Source organism: Arthrobacter saudimassiliensis (genome assembly GCF_059090665.1).
On record NZ_JBNHFX010000005.1, the window covers coordinates 128,046 to 143,290 of the forward strand.

The 15,245-nt window shown below is 69.5% G+C and carries 14 protein-coding genes; 7 read left to right on the plus strand and 7 right to left on the minus strand.

The genetic code is table 11. The features are described from left to right. The first annotated feature begins 139 nt into the window (after positions 1-139). Positions 140-2,701 carry a LuxR C-terminal-related transcriptional regulator gene (locus tag AC5RV6_RS16640; RefSeq protein ID WP_494008474.1) on the plus strand — a complete coding sequence of 854 codons (2,562 nt, stop codon included), beginning with the start codon at positions 140-142 and terminating at the stop codon, positions 2,699-2,701. A 138-nt stretch (positions 2,702-2,839) separates the two neighbouring features. Here AC5RV6_RS16640 and AC5RV6_RS16645 read toward each other — a convergent pair whose 3' ends face one another. Continuing rightward, positions 2,840-3,499, minus strand: coding sequence for an LPXTG cell wall anchor domain-containing protein (locus tag AC5RV6_RS16645; protein ID WP_494008475.1), 660 nt, complete (start codon positions 3,497-3,499; stop codon positions 2,840-2,842). A gap of 391 nt (positions 3,500-3,890) precedes the next feature. Between AC5RV6_RS16645 and AC5RV6_RS16650 the strand changes: the two genes are divergently transcribed. The 3 genes from AC5RV6_RS16650 (at position 3,891) to AC5RV6_RS16660 (ending at position 6,604) form a co-directional block, all read left to right on the plus strand. After that, entirely contained in the window at positions 3,891-4,604 is a 714-nt protein-coding gene (locus AC5RV6_RS16650; RefSeq protein WP_494008476.1) for a response regulator transcription factor, read from the plus strand. Positions 4,605-4,607: 3 nt separating this feature from the next. After that, complete coding sequence (locus tag AC5RV6_RS16655; RefSeq protein ID WP_494008477.1) at positions 4,608-6,170, plus strand: sensor histidine kinase; 1,563 nt, start codon at positions 4,608-4,610, stop codon at positions 6,168-6,170. A 143-nt stretch (positions 6,171-6,313) separates the two neighbouring features. Next, positions 6,314-6,604, plus strand: coding sequence for a WXG100 family type VII secretion target (locus AC5RV6_RS16660; protein ID WP_494008478.1), 291 nt, complete (start codon positions 6,314-6,316; stop codon positions 6,602-6,604). A 96-nt stretch (positions 6,605-6,700) separates the two neighbouring features. On the opposite strand, the gene groL is transcribed toward AC5RV6_RS16660, so the two are convergent. The 4 genes from groL to AC5RV6_RS16680 all read right to left on the minus strand — a co-directional run bounded on the left by groL (position 6,701) and on the right by AC5RV6_RS16680 (position 10,051). Beyond that, the gene (gene groL, locus AC5RV6_RS16665; protein ID WP_494008479.1) at positions 6,701-8,338 is read right to left on the minus strand and encodes a chaperonin GroEL; all 1,638 of its coding nucleotides are present in this window, start codon (positions 8,336-8,338) and stop codon (positions 6,701-6,703) included. Positions 8,339-8,680: 342 nt separating this feature from the next. Further along, positions 8,681-8,887 carry a cold-shock protein gene (locus tag AC5RV6_RS16670; RefSeq protein WP_494008480.1) on the minus strand — a complete coding sequence of 69 codons (207 nt, stop codon included), beginning with the start codon at positions 8,885-8,887 and terminating at the stop codon, positions 8,681-8,683. 208 nt (positions 8,888-9,095) lie between these two features. Continuing rightward, complete coding sequence (locus tag AC5RV6_RS16675) at positions 9,096-9,743, minus strand: LytR C-terminal domain-containing protein (protein WP_494008481.1); 648 nt, start codon at positions 9,741-9,743, stop codon at positions 9,096-9,098. 32 nt (positions 9,744-9,775) lie between these two features. Next, positions 9,776-10,051: a DUF3263 domain-containing protein gene (locus AC5RV6_RS16680; protein WP_494008527.1), complete on the minus strand. Its 276-nt coding sequence runs from the start codon at positions 10,049-10,051 to the stop codon at positions 9,776-9,778. A 282-nt stretch (positions 10,052-10,333) separates the two neighbouring features. Between AC5RV6_RS16680 and AC5RV6_RS16685 the strand changes: the two genes are divergently transcribed. Together AC5RV6_RS16685 and AC5RV6_RS16690 are read left to right on the plus strand one after the other, a co-directional pair. Beyond that, the gene (locus AC5RV6_RS16685; protein ID WP_494008482.1) at positions 10,334-11,233 is read left to right on the plus strand and encodes a uracil-DNA glycosylase; all 900 of its coding nucleotides are present in this window, start codon (positions 10,334-10,336) and stop codon (positions 11,231-11,233) included. Positions 11,234-11,268: 35 nt separating this feature from the next. Beyond that, the gene (locus AC5RV6_RS16690; protein ID WP_494008483.1) at positions 11,269-12,114 is read left to right on the plus strand and encodes a siderophore-interacting protein; all 846 of its coding nucleotides are present in this window, start codon (positions 11,269-11,271) and stop codon (positions 12,112-12,114) included. Between the two features lie 67 nt (positions 12,115-12,181). Here AC5RV6_RS16690 and AC5RV6_RS16695 read toward each other — a convergent pair whose 3' ends face one another. Further along, the gene (locus AC5RV6_RS16695; protein ID WP_494008484.1) at positions 12,182-13,663 is read right to left on the minus strand and encodes a threonine/serine exporter family protein; all 1,482 of its coding nucleotides are present in this window, start codon (positions 13,661-13,663) and stop codon (positions 12,182-12,184) included. A gap of 31 nt (positions 13,664-13,694) precedes the next feature. On the opposite strand from AC5RV6_RS16695, the gene AC5RV6_RS16700 reads away from it, so the two are divergent. Continuing rightward, positions 13,695-13,949 (plus strand): hypothetical protein, encoded by a 255-nt coding sequence (locus tag AC5RV6_RS16700; protein WP_494008485.1) that lies wholly within the window; start codon positions 13,695-13,697, stop codon positions 13,947-13,949. A 164-nt stretch (positions 13,950-14,113) separates the two neighbouring features. Here the strand turns inward: AC5RV6_RS16700 and AC5RV6_RS16705 are convergent, their stop codons facing one another. Continuing rightward, positions 14,114-15,187 carry a lipid II:glycine glycyltransferase FemX gene (locus AC5RV6_RS16705; RefSeq protein ID WP_494008486.1) on the minus strand — a complete coding sequence of 358 codons (1,074 nt, stop codon included), beginning with the start codon at positions 15,185-15,187 and terminating at the stop codon, positions 14,114-14,116. Positions 15,188-15,245 lie beyond the last annotated feature (58 nt).

Here is a 15,245-nt window from a genome sequence, read left to right on the forward strand (position 1 = left end):
GCGTGTCCTCCTGCCGAACCTTCGGCAAGCTTGCACGCTTCTTGAGCCCGCCTTGGGCGCAGCCCCCTACTGTGTCGCTGGTCAGAAGCGTGATGCACCGTCAGCTGGGGGGCCGATGGTTTACGCAGAGCCTGCTCCGTTGCGTGGGCTGCGGCGCCACCGGCCCGCGCCCGGCAACCGCAATCGCCTTCTGCATGCCCTGGACCGGGCCTCCGCTGCTGCCCTGACCATCGTCCGCGGCCACGGAGGATCGGGGAAGACAGCGCTGCTGGCGGACTGGGCGCAGGCCCGCGACGGCAGCTGCGCCTGGCTCGCTCTGGCGCCGTTGGCCTCGGAGGAGCAAGGCGACGCACGACAGCTCACCCGGTGGATGCTGGATGCCCTGGCAGCCGCCTCTCCTCCCGAGGAAGCTGCGCTCTTCGGCCGGGCCGGTGCGGAAGCCGCCTCCGGGCGTGCCCTTTCCGCGTCCCTGGCCCTGCCGCCCCACCTTCGTTCTCCCCGCTTCCTGCTCATCGATGACCTGCACCTGATCCGCGAAGACCAGACGTTCCCGATACTTGAACTCCTCCGCGCCCTGCCGGGGCTGCACATCGTTGCCTCGACCGCCGTTCTCAGCCCGCTCGAGCACGGGCGTGCCTTCCACGAGCTGGAGACCGCTCTCATCGGCCTCGGCGAACTGGCTCTGACCGAAGCGGAGACCGCCGGGGCGCTTCTTGGCAGCCCGCTGGCCGCTTCCTTCCGGTCGGTGCGGGCCGCAGCTGCAGGCTCGGCGCGCTGGGTGCGGTACCTGGCGATCAAGGCGGCCGACCTGTCCGGGGATTTTCCCGGTTGGGAGGAGTTCCTCGACCTCGCCGCACGGGACCTTGCCGACCACATAGTCCCGCCGTGCCCCGGAGATCAGCAGCGGTTTCGCCTCGGCATCGCCGTCCCCGAGTCGATATCCGTCGAACTTGCAGAGCAGCTCTGTCCGGGCGCGCCTGCGGAAAGCCTGCTCCGCGGCGCCGAACTGGACGGACTGCTGACCCGCAGCGCGGATGGCGAAGCGGTCCTCGTTCCGCTGGTGCGCCGCAGCCTGCAGGCCGTCCTGGCCGGCCAGCCGGCCAGGACACGCCGGAACCTCGAACGCGGATGCGCCGTTCATTACCTGGCATCCGGGCAGCCTCCCGCGGCCCTGCGGCACGCAGTCGGGGCCGAGGACCCGACGCTCGTGGCCGAAATCCTGCACAGCCGCGGCATCGAGCTGCTCCAGCGACACCCTGCCGGTACCCGCCGGGAGCTGGAAAGGATGCCGTTGCCACTGCTCGTCCAGGAGCCTGCTCCGGCATTGGCCCTCGGCGCCCTGTACATGACGGATCCTCTCCGCCGGTCACGCGGATTGGAGCTGTGTGCCGCGGCTGTTGCGGCGGCACGGCGTGCGCGCGGCAGCATTCCGCCGCCGGCGGCGGAGCGGTTCCTGCTGGCCGCTGTGGAAGCCGTGGGGCTCCGCCTGCGCGGAGGCCTGGGCAAAGCGCGCCGCCGGGCCAGGGAAGGCCTGGACCTTTATCTGCAGATGCCGCTCGCGGAACGGGAACGCATCGGCCCGCTGGAAGCCCCGGCCGTTGCCCAGCTGGGCATCACCCTCGGACGGGGAGCCGATCGGCACGGCGCCGCGGAGGCCCTGAAGCGGGCCGGGGTCCTCAGCTCCGCATCCGACGCGCAGCACGCGGGGTTTTACTGGGCCCTGGTCGCCTGGCTGCAGGCGTCCGCGGGGGACGTCCGCAGCGCCGAACGGCATCTTCTCGAGAGCTGCGTGAACGGCTGGCGCGAAAGCGCGGCCGACTCCTACTCCGCCACTCCTTACCGGCTGGCACAGGCCCGGATTGCCTTGGAACACCTGGACATTGCCGCTGCCCGGGATGCCCTTGAACCCCTGCTTACCGCCGCCAATGCCAACGAGTTCTGGCCGTATGTCCGTTGCTGCAACGCTCTGGTGGAGTTGTTGGCCGGCGATGCCTCCGCGGCCCTGGCACAGCTGGAAAGCCTCGAACCGCGACGCCGGGACCTGCCTCCGATCGCCAAGTCCGAGCACACCTCCCTGGCCCGGATGCGGGCGCTGCTGCTGCTTGCCGTGGGCCGCCCTGCCCAGGCGCTGAAGCTGCTTGAGCGCCTGCCTGCAACCGAACCGGAGACGGCGCTGCTTACGGCACGCATCCGTATCGCCTGCGCCCAGCCTCAGGAGGCATTATCTGCGCTGGCCCGGTTCGACGAGGACCCAGACAGGGCACCCGCCGTGCAGGTCCAGCTGGCGGGCCTGTCCGCGGCGGGAAAGGCTCAGCTGGGCGATACGGAAGGAACAGTCTTGGATCTGGCCCGCCTCGCCGCGCTCCAGGAACGGTTCGGGCTGGGTCTCTCAACAGCTCTGCTCCCCCGGCCCGACCTGTGCCGGCTGTCAGCAGCCGCCTCCGACGCCGGTATCGACGTCGCACTTCCCGTCGGATTCCACGGCGTCATTGCCGGCTGCGCGCCGGTCGCCGTGCTGACCCCACGCGAGGAGGCTGTGCTGCAGGCGCTGGTCAGCACCGGTTCCGTTGCCGAGATCGCCGCCATGGGTTTCGTCTCAACCAATACGGTTAAGTCCCAGCTGCGCAGCCTGTACCGGAAACTGGGAGTCGCGAACCGCGACCAGGCGTTGGCGGAAGGACGCAGCAGGGGCCTGATATAGGGGCATGAAGGTGCCCCGGGCAGGAGGCGCCGGTCTCAGGGGCGGCTCCTGCCCGGGGCCGACACCGAAGGCGCTGGGACCTCCGGTGCCTGCGGAGGTCCGACGGCGGTCAGCCGCCGGACCTCCCGTCTGGAAAGGTCAGCCGGTGGGCCCGGTGATGAATCGGCGGGTCAGGACGAGGCCCGCCCCGGCAATGAGGAAGAAACCTGCGACGGCAACAGCCCTAAGCGTCGTCTCCGCACCGGTGTCCGCCAGCGTCGTCCCCTGTGTGGCAACAGCCGCCGGCTCGGGCCCCGGCCGGGGATCCAGGTCCGGGTCCGCAACAGGCACTGAGCCCGAACGCTCCGGCTGCGGGCCCGGCGGGTTCTCCGCCTTCGGATCTTCCGGGTTCTCCTGCTTCGGTGCCTCGGGCTTCGGGTCCTCGGGCTTCGGGTCCTCCGGCTTCGGATGCTCCGGCTTCTCCGGCTTCGGGTCCTCCGGCTTCGGGTCCTCCGGCTTCGGATGCTCCGGCTTCTCCGGCTTCGGGTCCTCCGGCTTCGGATGCTCCGGCTTCTCCGGCTTCGGGTCCTCCGGCTTCTCCGGCTTCGGGTCCTCCGGCTTCGGATGCTCCGGCTTCTCCGGCTTCGGGTCCTCCGGCTTCGGATGCTCGGGCTTCGGATGCTCCGGCTTTTCCGGCTTCGGGTCCTCCGGCTTCGGATGCTCCGGCTTCTCCGGCTTGGGATCCTTCGGGTCCTCCGGCTTCGGATGCTCCGGCTTCTCCGGCTTCGGGTCCTCCGGCTTCGGATCCGGGTACGTCAAGGGAGCATCGATGCTTCCTGTTGCGTCCCCCGTGGCATAGGCCGCCGTCGCCGGCCCTCCGGCCAGGAGGAGCAAAGTTGCCGCTCCGGTTGCTATGCGTCTGCGATGTCCAGCCATCGTTGTCCTTCCATTCATCGTCGACTGAGTCGGAACCCTCAAGCGCCCGGTCAACGGGCGGGTCCCGGTGTGTCTTCGCGAATGATGCTGCCGAAAGATAAGGCTGCTTATTGCCGATGTCCTGAACTTCACCCTCGGTTTCACCCTCCGGTACGCTCGCGGGCTGAAAGAGCGTGGCGTAGGCCGCCTGGGGGCACGTAGTTCACGGAGTCCGTTCAGGAATCACAGCGAATATCTACAGACAACGCCCAGCTAAATGTAAGAAACTAGGCGGGTGAATAAGTCTTCCGGTCCCGAAGCACGCCTCCTGGTCGTCGACGACGAGCCGAACATCCGGGAGCTGCTGTCCACGTCCCTGCGGTTTGCCGGCTTTGAGGTGGTGGCGGCCGGCAACGGCCGTGAAGCCCTCGCCGCCGTCGAGAAGCAGGCGCCCGACCTCGCCGTCCTGGACGTCATGCTTCCGGACATGGACGGGTTCACGCTCACCCGGCGGCTGCGCGCCGCCGGCCGCCATTTCCCGGTGGTGTTCCTGACCGCCCGGGACGACACCGAGGACAAGGTCACCGGTCTCACCGTCGGCGGCGACGACTACGTCACCAAACCCTTCAGCCTCGACGAGGTCGTGGCCCGGATCCGCGCCGTCCTCCGCCGCACCCAGCCGCTCGAGGACGACGACGCCGTCATCCGCGTCGACGACCTGGAACTGGACGACGACGCGCACGAGGTCCGCCGCGGCGGAGTCGCCATCGACCTGTCCCCCACCGAGTTCAAGCTGCTGCGCTACCTGATGCTCAACCCCAACCGGGTGCTGTCCAAGGCGCAGATCCTCGACCATGTCTGGGAGTACGACTTCAACGGCGACGCCTCGATCGTGGAGTCCTACATCTCCTATCTGCGGCGCAAGATCGACCGCAACCCCGATTCCCCGGCCCTGATCCAGACCAAACGCGGCGTCGGCTATCTGCTGCGCACCGCGGAGAAGCGATAGGCCTTGCTGCGACGCTGGAAGTCCGCGTCGCTGCGGTCACAGCTGGTCGCCATCATGGTGGTCCTCATGGTTGTCACCGTCACGATCACCGGGGTGGCCACCATTACCGTCCTGCGCCAGATCCTGGTGACCCGCCTGGACAGCGACATCGGCGACAACGCCCAGGCGGTGCTGCGGTACCTGCTCTCCGACGCTGAGGCCACCGAGCCCACTCTGTTTCAGTACTACGGCCAGTACCTCAACGAAGACGGCAGCTACGGCCCCGCCACCCACAGCGCGGCCGGCATGGACACGCCCGTCATCCCCAACTACACGCGCGACGAAGCCCTGGCCACCAACCAGGAGGGGTTCGATGTCCGGGGCACGGCCCTGAACAGCAAGGGCTGGCGGGTGCGGGTCTACGCCGTCGAAAACCTGCCCGGCTCGATCGCCGTCGCGGTGCGCCTGGACGGCGTCGCCGAAACCGTCGACGAGGCCGCCTCCCTTGTGTTTTCCGTCGGCCTGCTGGGGACGCTCGGTGCCACCGGCGTCGCCTACTGGGCGGTGACCCGCCAGTTCCGGCCGCTGCGCCAGGTGGAAAAGACTGCGGCGGCGATTGCCGCCGGTGATCTCTCCCGCCGGGTCGACGTCGGCAACCCCGCCACCGAGATCGGGCGGCTGTCGCGTTCCCTGAACGCGATGCTGGCGCACATCGAGCGCGCCTTCGCCGCCCGCACGCAGTCCGAGGAACGGATGCGCCGCTTCGTCCAGGACGCCTCGCACGAGCTGCGCACCCCGCTGGTGACCATCCGCGGCTTCTCCGAGCTTTACCGGCACGGCGCCCTGCAGAAGCCTGAGGATGTGGCCGCCGCGATGGGCCGGATCGAGAGTGAGGCCAAGCGGATGGGCCAGCTGGTCGAGGACCTGCTCACCCTGGCCCGGATCGACGAACAGCGCCCCTTGGAGATGGCTCCGGTGGACCTGATGATCCTGGGCACCGACGCCGCCTTCGATGCCCGCGCCAGCGCGCCCAACCGGGAGATCAGGGTCATCGGCCTGGACGGAAACGGGCCGCGCAGCGCGCCCACCCTGGGCGATGAGGCGCGGCTGCGCCAGGTCGTCGCCAACCTCATGACCAATGCCCTGCGCTACACCCCGGATGGGTCGCCCATCGAAATCGCCGTCGGCGTCGCGCCGGTCATCCACGACCGGATGGACGCGGTGCTGGAGGTGAGGGACCACGGGCCGGGCATCTCGGAGGAGGACGCGGCCCGGGTCTTCGAACGGTTCTACCGGGCGGATTCCTCGCGCCAGCGCGAGACCGGCGGCACGGGCTTGGGCCTGGCCATCGTGGCCGCCCTCGTGGCCCAGCAGGACGGCACCGTCCGCCTCAGCGAAACCGAAGGCGGGGGCGCCACCATGTCCATCCGCCTGCCCTATCACCCTGTGGATCCGGCGCCCTCCGGCGAGGACGACGAAGAGGGGGACGGCGACGGCGGCAGCGGGGACGCCGGCGATGGCGATTCCGGCGGCGGGCAGCGGCGGGGCGGCCGCAGCGGGGCATTCGGGCGGGGTTCCCGCCGCTGAGGCCCTCCCACCGACCGCGGGCTGTCCTCCACAGGCATCAGCACCGCGCCCAGCGCCCACAGCCGGCCGCTGACCGCGGGGCCGGCATCCTTCCCGGCCTACCGTGGCTGCATCCGGGCACGGCTCACGAGGAGGAACACGAGATGGCACTTATCCAGGTCGACAGCGACGTCCTGATCGCCCGCAGCGCGGAGGTGCAGGGCACCATCGACCGGCTGCAGGCGGAGATCAACGGCATGCAGTCCGGGCTCCAGGCCCTGGCCGACAGCTGGCAGGGCCAGGCGTCGGCGAACTTCCAGTCCGTGGTGGGCGAATGGCGGGCCACGCAGGCGCAGGTCGAGGAGTCCCTGGCCAGCATCAACCAGGCCCTGCGGTTCGCCTCGGAGCAGTACGCCGAGACGGAGGCGGCGAACACCGCCCTGTTCCGCTACTGACGCACGATAAGGAGCACGGAACAGGAAAGGCGCGGCACCCTGGCGGGTGCCGCGCCTTTTCAGTCACGCGTCAGCGGAGCATGTCCGCGGCGGGGGCTAGAAGCCGCCCATGCCGCCCATGCCGCCCATGTCGTCGCCGCCCGGAACGGCCGCAGCGGCCTTCTCCGGCTTGTCGGCGACAACGGCCTCGGTGGTGAGGAACAGGCCGGCGATCGACGCCGCGTTCTGCAGCGCCGAGCGGGTGACCTTGACCGGGTCGTTGACGCCGGCGGCCAGCAGGTCCTCGTACTCACCGGTGGCCGCGTTCAGGCCGAAGCCCTCTTCCAGGCCGCGGACCTTGTCGACGACCACGCCGGGCTCCATGCCGGAGTTCAGCGCGATCTGCTTCAGCGGAGCGTCGATGGCAACCTTGACGATGTTGGCGCCGGTGGCCTCGTCGCCTTCCAGGGCCAGGTTGGCGAAAGCCTTCTGGCCGGCCTGGATGAGGGCGACGCCGCCGCCGGCGACGATGCCTTCCTCGACGGCAGCCTTGGCGTTGCGCACGGCGTCCTCGATGCGGTGCTTGCGCTCCTTGAGCTCAACCTCGGTGGCTGCGCCGGCCTTGATGACGGCGACGCCGCCGGCCAGCTTGGCCAGGCGCTCCTGCAGCTTCTCGCGGTCGTAGTCGGAATCGGAGTTCTCGATCTCGGCGCGGATCTGGTTCACGCGGCCCGCGATCTCCTCGGCGTCGCCGGCACCTTCGACGATGGTGGTCTCGTCCTTGGTGACGACGACCTTGCGGGCACGGCCCAGCAGGTCGAGGGTGGCGTTCTCCAGCTTCAGGCCGACTTCCTCGGCGATGACCTGGCCGCCGGTCAGGATGGCGATGTCGGCCAGCTGCGCCTTGCGGCGGTCACCGAAGCCCGGAGCCTTCACGGCGACGGACTTGAAGGTGCCGCGGATCTTGTTGACCACGAGGGTGGCCAGGGCCTCGCCCTCGACGTCTTCGGCGATGATCAGCAGCGGCTTGTTGGACTGCATGACCTTCTCAAGGACGGCCACCAGATCCTTCACGTTGGAGATCTTGGAGTTGACGATCAGGATGTACGGATCCTCAAGGACCGCTTCCTGGCGCTCGGCGTCGGTGACGAAGTAGCCGGAGATGTAGCCCTTGTCGAAGCGCATGCCTTCGGTGAGCTCGAGCTCGAGGCCGAAGGTGTTGGACTCCTCGACCGTGATGACGCCTTCCTTGCCGACCTTGTCCAGCGCCTCGGCGATCAGGTCGCCGATCTGCTTGTCACCGGCGGAGATGGACGCGGTCGCCGCGATCTGCTCCTTGGTCTCGATCTCCTTCGCGGAGTCGAGCAGCTGCGCGGTCACGGCCTCGACGGCCTTCTCGATGCCGCGCTTCAGGCTCAGCGGGTCGGCGCCGGCAGCCACGTTGCGCAGGCCTTCCTTCACCAGGGCCTGGGCCAGAACGGTTGCCGTGGTGGTGCCGTCACCGGCGACGTCGTCGGTCTTCTTGGCAACTTCCTTGACCAGCTCGGCGCCGATCTTCTCGTACGGATCGTCGAGTTCGATCTCCTTGGCGATGGACACGCCGTCGTTGGTGATCGTGGGAGCGCCCCACTTCTTCTCGAGGACCACGTTGCGGCCACGCGGGCCGAGGGTGACCTTGACGGCGTCGGCGAGGGTGTTCAGGCCTCGCTCGAGGCCCCGGCGTGCCTCTTCATCAAATGCAATGATCTTGGCCATAACGGCTATCGTCCTTCCGGAACTCTCATGCTTGGAGCGTAGATGCTGCATTCCGACCTGGGGCGCCCGCGACGGCTGGCCCGGCCCGCACGATCTAGGTACGTACGGTCCCTGCCATCACCCCGGTGGCCTGCGGGTTCACTCAACACCACCGACTTAGCAGTCGTCCGGTAAGAGTGCTAAGTCAATAATTAGCACTCCCGCCACTCGAGTGCAAGCGATCCGGCAAAGCCGGCCCGGACAGCCGGAGGGGACGCCGGGTTTCCCCTGCGTCCCCTCGTGCTGCCTCTTCAGGAACGTCGCCCGGCGGTGTCGCCACCGCGGCGGACGCCGCCGTCCAACCTAGGAAAGGGCCCTGACGTCCTCCGCCTGGGGACCCTTCTGCCCCTGCCCTATCTGGAACTCCACCCGCTGGCCTTCCTCGAGGGTGCGGTACCCCGTCGCCTGGATGGCTGACCAATGGACAAAGACATCGGTCTGGGCCTCATCGACCGTGATGAACCCGTACCCCTTCTCCCCGTTGAACCATTTGACGATCCCCTGCGCCATGTGTTTCTCCAATTTCTTGTGCCCCGCGCCGCGACCCTGCTGGCCGCGGTAAAGAATGGCCGAAGTTGCTGCGGAAAGACGGGCGAAAACGCAACGTAATTCAGCTGGCCCCGCGGCTGGCAACACTCTAACCAGCACCGCGGAGGCTGCACACGGAGGAAATGGAATGTTATGGAGATTTAACGAAAGGGCTTTCCCCCGCCGCCGGTTACCGGAAGCCCGGTCCGGCCGCGACCGTCACGTAGTCGAAGCCCGGCGACTGCACGGCGGGAATTCCCAGCAGCGTTCCCAGCGCCTCGGCGTTGATCCGCTGTTCCTCGGTGCTGTAGAACACCGCGGAACCCTGGAGCGGCTGGCCCTGCCAGTTTCCGACCTGTGCGGTGGTCCATCCGTCCTGCCCGATCCGGCCGGAGATGCTCGCACCGAGACCACCCACGGTGGTTCCGTTCAGCACGACCACCGGCTGTGTGCGGTCCGGCTGCGGGGCCGGTTCCTCGCTGGGTTCAGGGGCCGGCTCGTCGGTGGGCTCAGGCTCTGCGGTGGATCCGGTGTCTTCGGTTTCCGTGTCCCCGGCACCGTCTTCAGCACCCTCAGGCGTCGTCTCGGGGCGGGCCGTCGGGGATTCCTCCGCTGCGGCCGCGGTGGGCGAGTCGGCCGGCGCCGGGGCGCCGGCTCCGATGCCGAGCCTCGGCAGGACGAAATAGGCGGCCAGTCCCACGACGAGAGCCAGCACCCCCACGGTGATCAGCAGGCCCAGCCCATTGGAGCGGGCCGGAATAAGCCGCTCACGGTGCACGCCCTGCCGGGCGGAGGACTCGGGAACCTTATCGAATTCATCCCGCGGGTACTTGCTCATCGGGTCTTTCAGTCCTGTCTTCAGGAGCGGATTCAGGCGTCGTTGCCCAGGCGGCGCGCGCTGCGGGCGCGCTGGCGGGTCGTACGCAGTCTACGCAATCTCTTGACCAGCATCGGGTCGTGCGCCAGAGCCTCTTCGGTATCGATGAGCGAGTTGAGGATCTGGTAATAGCGGGTGGCGGAGAGTCCGAAAAGCTCGCGGATCGCCTGCTCCTTTGCGCCCGCATATTTCCACCAGGCGCGTTCGACGGCGAGCATCTGCTGCTCCTGCGCAGTGAGCGGGCTCTCGGGATCGACCGCGTCCTCCAACGAAAAGGCCTCGGCCGGCTGTGCCACGCGCTCTCCCTTCGCTGTCTGGACGACGCCGCGGTTCCGCGGCGCCCTGTTCAATGCTAGTCCCGAAATCACAGGCTTGTCATTCCGCCATGGCACGGGGCCGGCGGCGCCACGGCGGGCCGGCCGCGAGGATACCCCCCGGCGCGTGAGCGTTCCGGCGGGTACGGCAGCGGCCCGGAGGGCCCGGACAGAGGCGGCCCGGACACAGGTGGCTGCGAACTGTCTTTTCCCGCCGGTTTGGCCAAGACTGGAGGGGTGAGCACCACCAACCAGCCCGCGTTGTTCGACCTTCCCCACCCTTCCGGCTCCGGCGGGAACGGCCGGCCGGAGGCGGCACCGGACGGCGGACCGGCCCCCGCGCGGCCGCCGCGGAGGGCCTGGACACCGAACGGCCGGGAGGGCGCGCCGACGGCGTTTCCCCTCGCCGCTGAGACCGAGACCGCCGGGCGCGCCCAGGACGCCGATCCTTTGGCCGCCATGGCCCCGGACTGGGCCGAAGCGCTGGCCCCGGTGGCCGGAAAGATCCGGTCCCTGCTGGCGGACCTCGCCGCGGAGCGCGACGCCGGAGCCGATATCCTGCCCGCCCCCGGCAACATCCTGCGGGCCTTCACCCGCCCGCTCGCGGAGGTGAAGGTGCTGCTGCTGGGCCAGGATCCCTATCCCACGCCCGGGCACGCCGTCGGCCTGTCCTTCTCCGTGGACGCCGCCGTCCGGCCGCTGCCGCGCAGCCTCGGCAACATCTACCGTGAACTGAAGGCGGACCTGGACATCGATCCGCCGGCCCACGGCGACCTCTCCGCCTGGGCCGATCAGGGCGTGCTGCTGATGAACCGGGTGCTGACCGTGGAAGCGGGCAGCGCAGGCTCCCACCGCGGCCGCGGGTGGGAGGACATCACCTCCCTCGCAGTCGAGGCCGTCGCCTCCCGGAAGCTGTCCGACGGCAGCCACGCCCCGCTGGTGGCGATCCTCTGGGGCCGGGACGCGCAGTCCGTGGTCCCGCTGCTGCACGGGGCTCCGCGGATTGAATCCGTGCACCCCAGCCCCCTGTCGGCCTCCAAGGGTTTCTTCGGGTCCCGGCCGTTCAGCCGGGCCAACATACTGCTCAAGGCCCAGGGGGCGACACCGGTGGACTGGCGCCTCGAGGCGGTACGGTAGAGGCAAGTCCCCCGCGATGCTAGGAGATCCACCGCGTGCCCGCTGAGCCTCTTTCCCCGCCCCCGGGCGCTGCCCGGCGGCCTGCCCGTCCCCTGGTGTTCCTGGAAGTGCTGCGGCGCGAGCAGCTGACCCCGCACATGGTGCGGATCGTGGCCGGCGGACCGAACTTTTTCCAGTTCCAGCCCAAGGACTGCACCGATTCCTACTGCAAGATCTGGTTCGGGCCGGACGGCCGTCCCGTGCCGGAGGGCGCGGACCTGGAGCAGATGCGCGCGGATTCGCCCCGTGAGCAGTGGCCCGTGTCCCGCACCTACACGATCCGCTGGGTGGATACCGAGGCGGCCGAACTGGCCATCGATTTCGTCATCCACGGCGACGAGGGCATCGCCGGGCCCTGGGCCGACTCCGCCCGGCCCGGCGACACCCTGAGCTTCTCCGGCCCGGGCGGCGCGTTCACCATCGACCCGGAGGCGGACTGGTACTTCTTCGCCGCGGACGAATCGGCGCTGCCGGCCACAGCGGCCGCCCTGGAGGCGCTGCCCGCGGCCGCCGTCGGGCAGGCCTTCCTGGAGGTGCAGGGCCCGGCGGACCGGCAGGCCCTGCGGGCCCCGGAAGGCGTGCAGCTGCACTGGCTCTACCGCGACGAGGACCCGGCTCCGGAGCTGCTCGCGCGGGCCGTCGCCGCCGCTCCCTGGCTCGACGGCGCGGTGCAGGTCTTTGCCCACGGCGAGCGGGAGGCCATGAAGTCGCTTCGTGACGTTTTCTTCAGCCATCGGGGCCTGGAACGGTCCCGGGTCTCGCTCTCCGGGTACTGGGCCGCCGGACGGACCGAAGACGCCTTCCAGGCGGAAAAGCGGACTCCGGTCGGCAAGATTCTCTGACTCCCCCACGAAAGAGGCGTCCGTTCCCCGTGGGGAGCGGACGCCTCTTTCCGTTGGTCGGAGCGGGTCAGCGGCGGCGGTTCCGCCGCTCGACTCCGGTGAAGGAGCGGGTCAGCGGGCGGGCCATGTTGTCTCCAAGCACCACGCCGCCGGCGATCGCGAGGATGACCGTCAGGGCGTTGATCAGTCCGACGACGCCGCCGGAGATGTCGTCGATGCCGATCGTCAGCCCGTACATGGAGCGGAAGATGCTCAGCCCCGGGAACAGGAAGAGGATCGCCGGCACCGCCACGATCAGCTGTGGCGCCCCCATCCGCAGCGCCACCACCCGGGCCAGCACGCCGATGGCGACGGCGGCCACGGCCGGGGTCAGCCGGGGGCCGACGCCGGCGGCCTCTGCCAGCAGCTGGGCCAGGTAGCCGGCCAGGCCGACGCCCACGGTGGGCAGGATCAGGCGCATCGGTGACTGCTCGGTGATGCTGATGGTCCCGAGCGCGACCGCCAGCAGGGCCAGGGTGACGACGAACCCGTACTGCGACCCGGTGACGGTGGTGACCGCCAGCGGGGGCAGCCCCATCTGGGCTCCCAGCACCAGGCCGACGGCGATGCCCGCCACGATCGCGGCGAAGGACAGGAACGCGGACAGGAAGCGCCCGGACGCGGTCACGGGGAACCCGTTGATGGCGTCCTGCACGGCCGAGACCAGGCGGCCGGTGGGCAGCAGCAGCAGGATCCCGCCCGCCACGACCAGCCCGGGTGAGACCTGCGCCTCCCAGGCGCCGGCTTCGCCCAGCGCCCAGATCGCCAGCGCCAGCACGGTGACCAGGAACCCGCTGGCCGCGGTGGTGAAGAAGTCGGGGATGCGCCAGCGCCCGAACAGCCGCTGCAGCAGGCTGACCAGGATGGTGCTGGCGAACCCGATCAGCGATTCCAGCGGGCTGCCTCCGATGAACGCCACGATGGCGGCGGCGAAGACGCCGGTGCTCCCCGTGACGGCCCACCGCGGGAACGGTTTGGGCCGCTGGTTGATCTCGTCCAGGCGAACCGCGGCCTCGGCCCGGCTCACCCCGCCGTCGGCGATGTCCGTGACCAGCTGGTGCACCAGGGCCAGGCCGGCGTAGTTGTTGGTCCAGGACCGCACCACCCGCATCACCGTGATCGGCGTCTGGTCCTTCGGCGAGTAGTTGAGCAGCACCGACTGGTTGGTGATGTCCACCTCGATGCTGTCCAGGTCGAAGGCCGCGGTGACGGCGATGATCGCCGTCTCGACTTCCAGGGCCCCTGCGCCGTAGCGGAACATGGTCTCCGCCAGGCCGAGCGCGAAGTCCAGGCTCTTGCGGGCGCTGGCATCGGCCCCGGCCGTGCGGACCGGATTCGCATAGGGGCTGCCGGCCAGGCGCTCCACCAGGGACATGGCCTGAGTGGGCGGCGCCTCGCCCTGCACCAGGCGCCGCAGCATCCGGCGGGCGGCCGCGGTGGAGCGGTCGGGCCGGCTGGCGGAGGGAACGTGCCGCTCCGGCTTGGCCGCCGTGCCCGTGGTCCGGGGCACGACGGGCTTGGCCGTGCCCGGTGGCTTGGCTGTGGTGGTCGACCTCCCCGGGGCACCTGCGGCAGGCGGACGCCGGCTGCGGACCGTGCGGATCGCCCGCGTTGCAGCGCGTACCGCGGCGGTGGCCGGCGCCCCCGAGGGCACCGCCGTGCCGGTCACCGTGTCAGTGGGCGGCGGGGGCTTGGGCCTGGTGCTCTTCAGCTCGCCGGTGACTGCGGCCGCCGTCGCCCCTGCGGGGGGCCGTCCCGGCGGCTTGGGCTGCTGCCTGGGCAGCCCCGGGGCCTGAATCACCGGGATGGGGCCGGCCGCCGGCGCCGTGTTCGATGCGGAGCTGCGCTCCTCCGCATCGGGTGTCCTGTCCAATAACTCACCCCTCCCGCCCTTGCGGGCAAGCTGCTGTGCCTTGCGTGCCCTGCACGCCTGTGCTGCGGACCGCCCGGGCCCGTGTTCCTAGTAGAACGGCTGGTGGTGGCGGCGCCAGTAGATCTGGCGTGCCACCCGCTCCCCGATGACGTTCCAGAGCCGGTACCGCACCGGGTGCACCACCAGGTCATAACACCCTACGAAGTCGGTGACCGTCTTGGAAAAGCTGGTCTTGAACAGGCCCAGCCCGTGGTGCGGGTGGTCCTTGTCCTTGAGTTTGTCGCTGGGCGGGGTGCCGCAGAAGTCGTACTCGCTGATCCCGAAGTCCCGCTTCAGCTCGGTGATGGCGGTCCACTGCACCAGGTGCGAGTCGCCGTACTGCCGGCGCTTGGGCTTGGAGCCGCCGTCCTTGTAGGTGCCCTTGGAGCCGTAGGCGATGACAAAGGCGCCCACGGAGGGCTCGCCGTCCTCGAAGGCGAAGTAGAAGCGGCCCTGGCCGGCCTCCACGAAGTTGCTCCAGAACCGCTGGTAGTACTCGAAGGAGCGCAGCCGTGCCGCGGAGCGGTCCTCGATGTGGCTCATCAGCCGGTACATGATGCGCATGTTCTCTTCGGTGGGCTCCACGCGGCGCACGTCGGCGCCTTCCCGGATGGCCCGGCGCACCGCGTTGCGGCCCCGCGAGGACAGGTTCTTCAGCAGCTGCTCCTCGTCGACGCTGGTGTCCAGCAGCGCGGTGGAGTCGTTGGGCTGCAGATTGAAGGTCTTGACCAGCCCTGCTGCGGCGTACCGTGCGCGGATCTCCTCGGAGGCGACGACGTCGGGCTCCACCTTGATCCCGAAGACACCGCGGCGGGTCTCCCGCACGTAGCGGGCCAGCGCCTGCGCCATCAGCGGCACGTCGCCCGGTTCGGCCACGGACGGGCCCTTGATCATGTACCAGAGGCTGCCCAGGCCGGGCACCTTCTTTTCAATGACGAGGTTCCAGCTGGTGTAGCCGGCGCCTTCGAACACCACGTGCACGGGGTTCCAGCCGTGGTGGGACTTCACCTCGGCGTAGGCCGCGGACTGCAGGACGTTGCCGCCTCCGGGGTTGGAGAGCACCAGTTTGTCCCAGTTGGCAATCTCTTCGGCGGTGGCCAGGCGTGCCGTAAAGTCTCGCAAGATACCTCAATCAGTCGCTTGTCGGTGCTGCCCCGGAAAGGCGGATAACGACGTCGGC

Bases quoted from the DNA above. Each gene is read 5' to 3' on its own strand.
- AC5RV6_RS16670 (WP_494008480.1), bottom strand. From the start codon at position 8,887: ATGGCGCAGGGGATCGTCAAATGGTTCAACGGGGAGAAGGGGTACGGG.
- groL (WP_494008479.1), bottom strand. From the start codon at position 8,338: ATGGCCAAGATCATTGCATTTGATGAAGAGGCACGCCGGGGCCTCGAG.
- AC5RV6_RS16660 (WP_494008478.1), top strand. From the start codon at position 6,314: ATGGCACTTATCCAGGTCGACAGCGACGTCCTGATCGCCCGCAGCGCG.
- AC5RV6_RS16675 (WP_494008481.1), bottom strand. From the start codon at position 9,743: ATGAGCAAGTACCCGCGGGATGAATTCGATAAGGTTCCCGAGTCCTCC.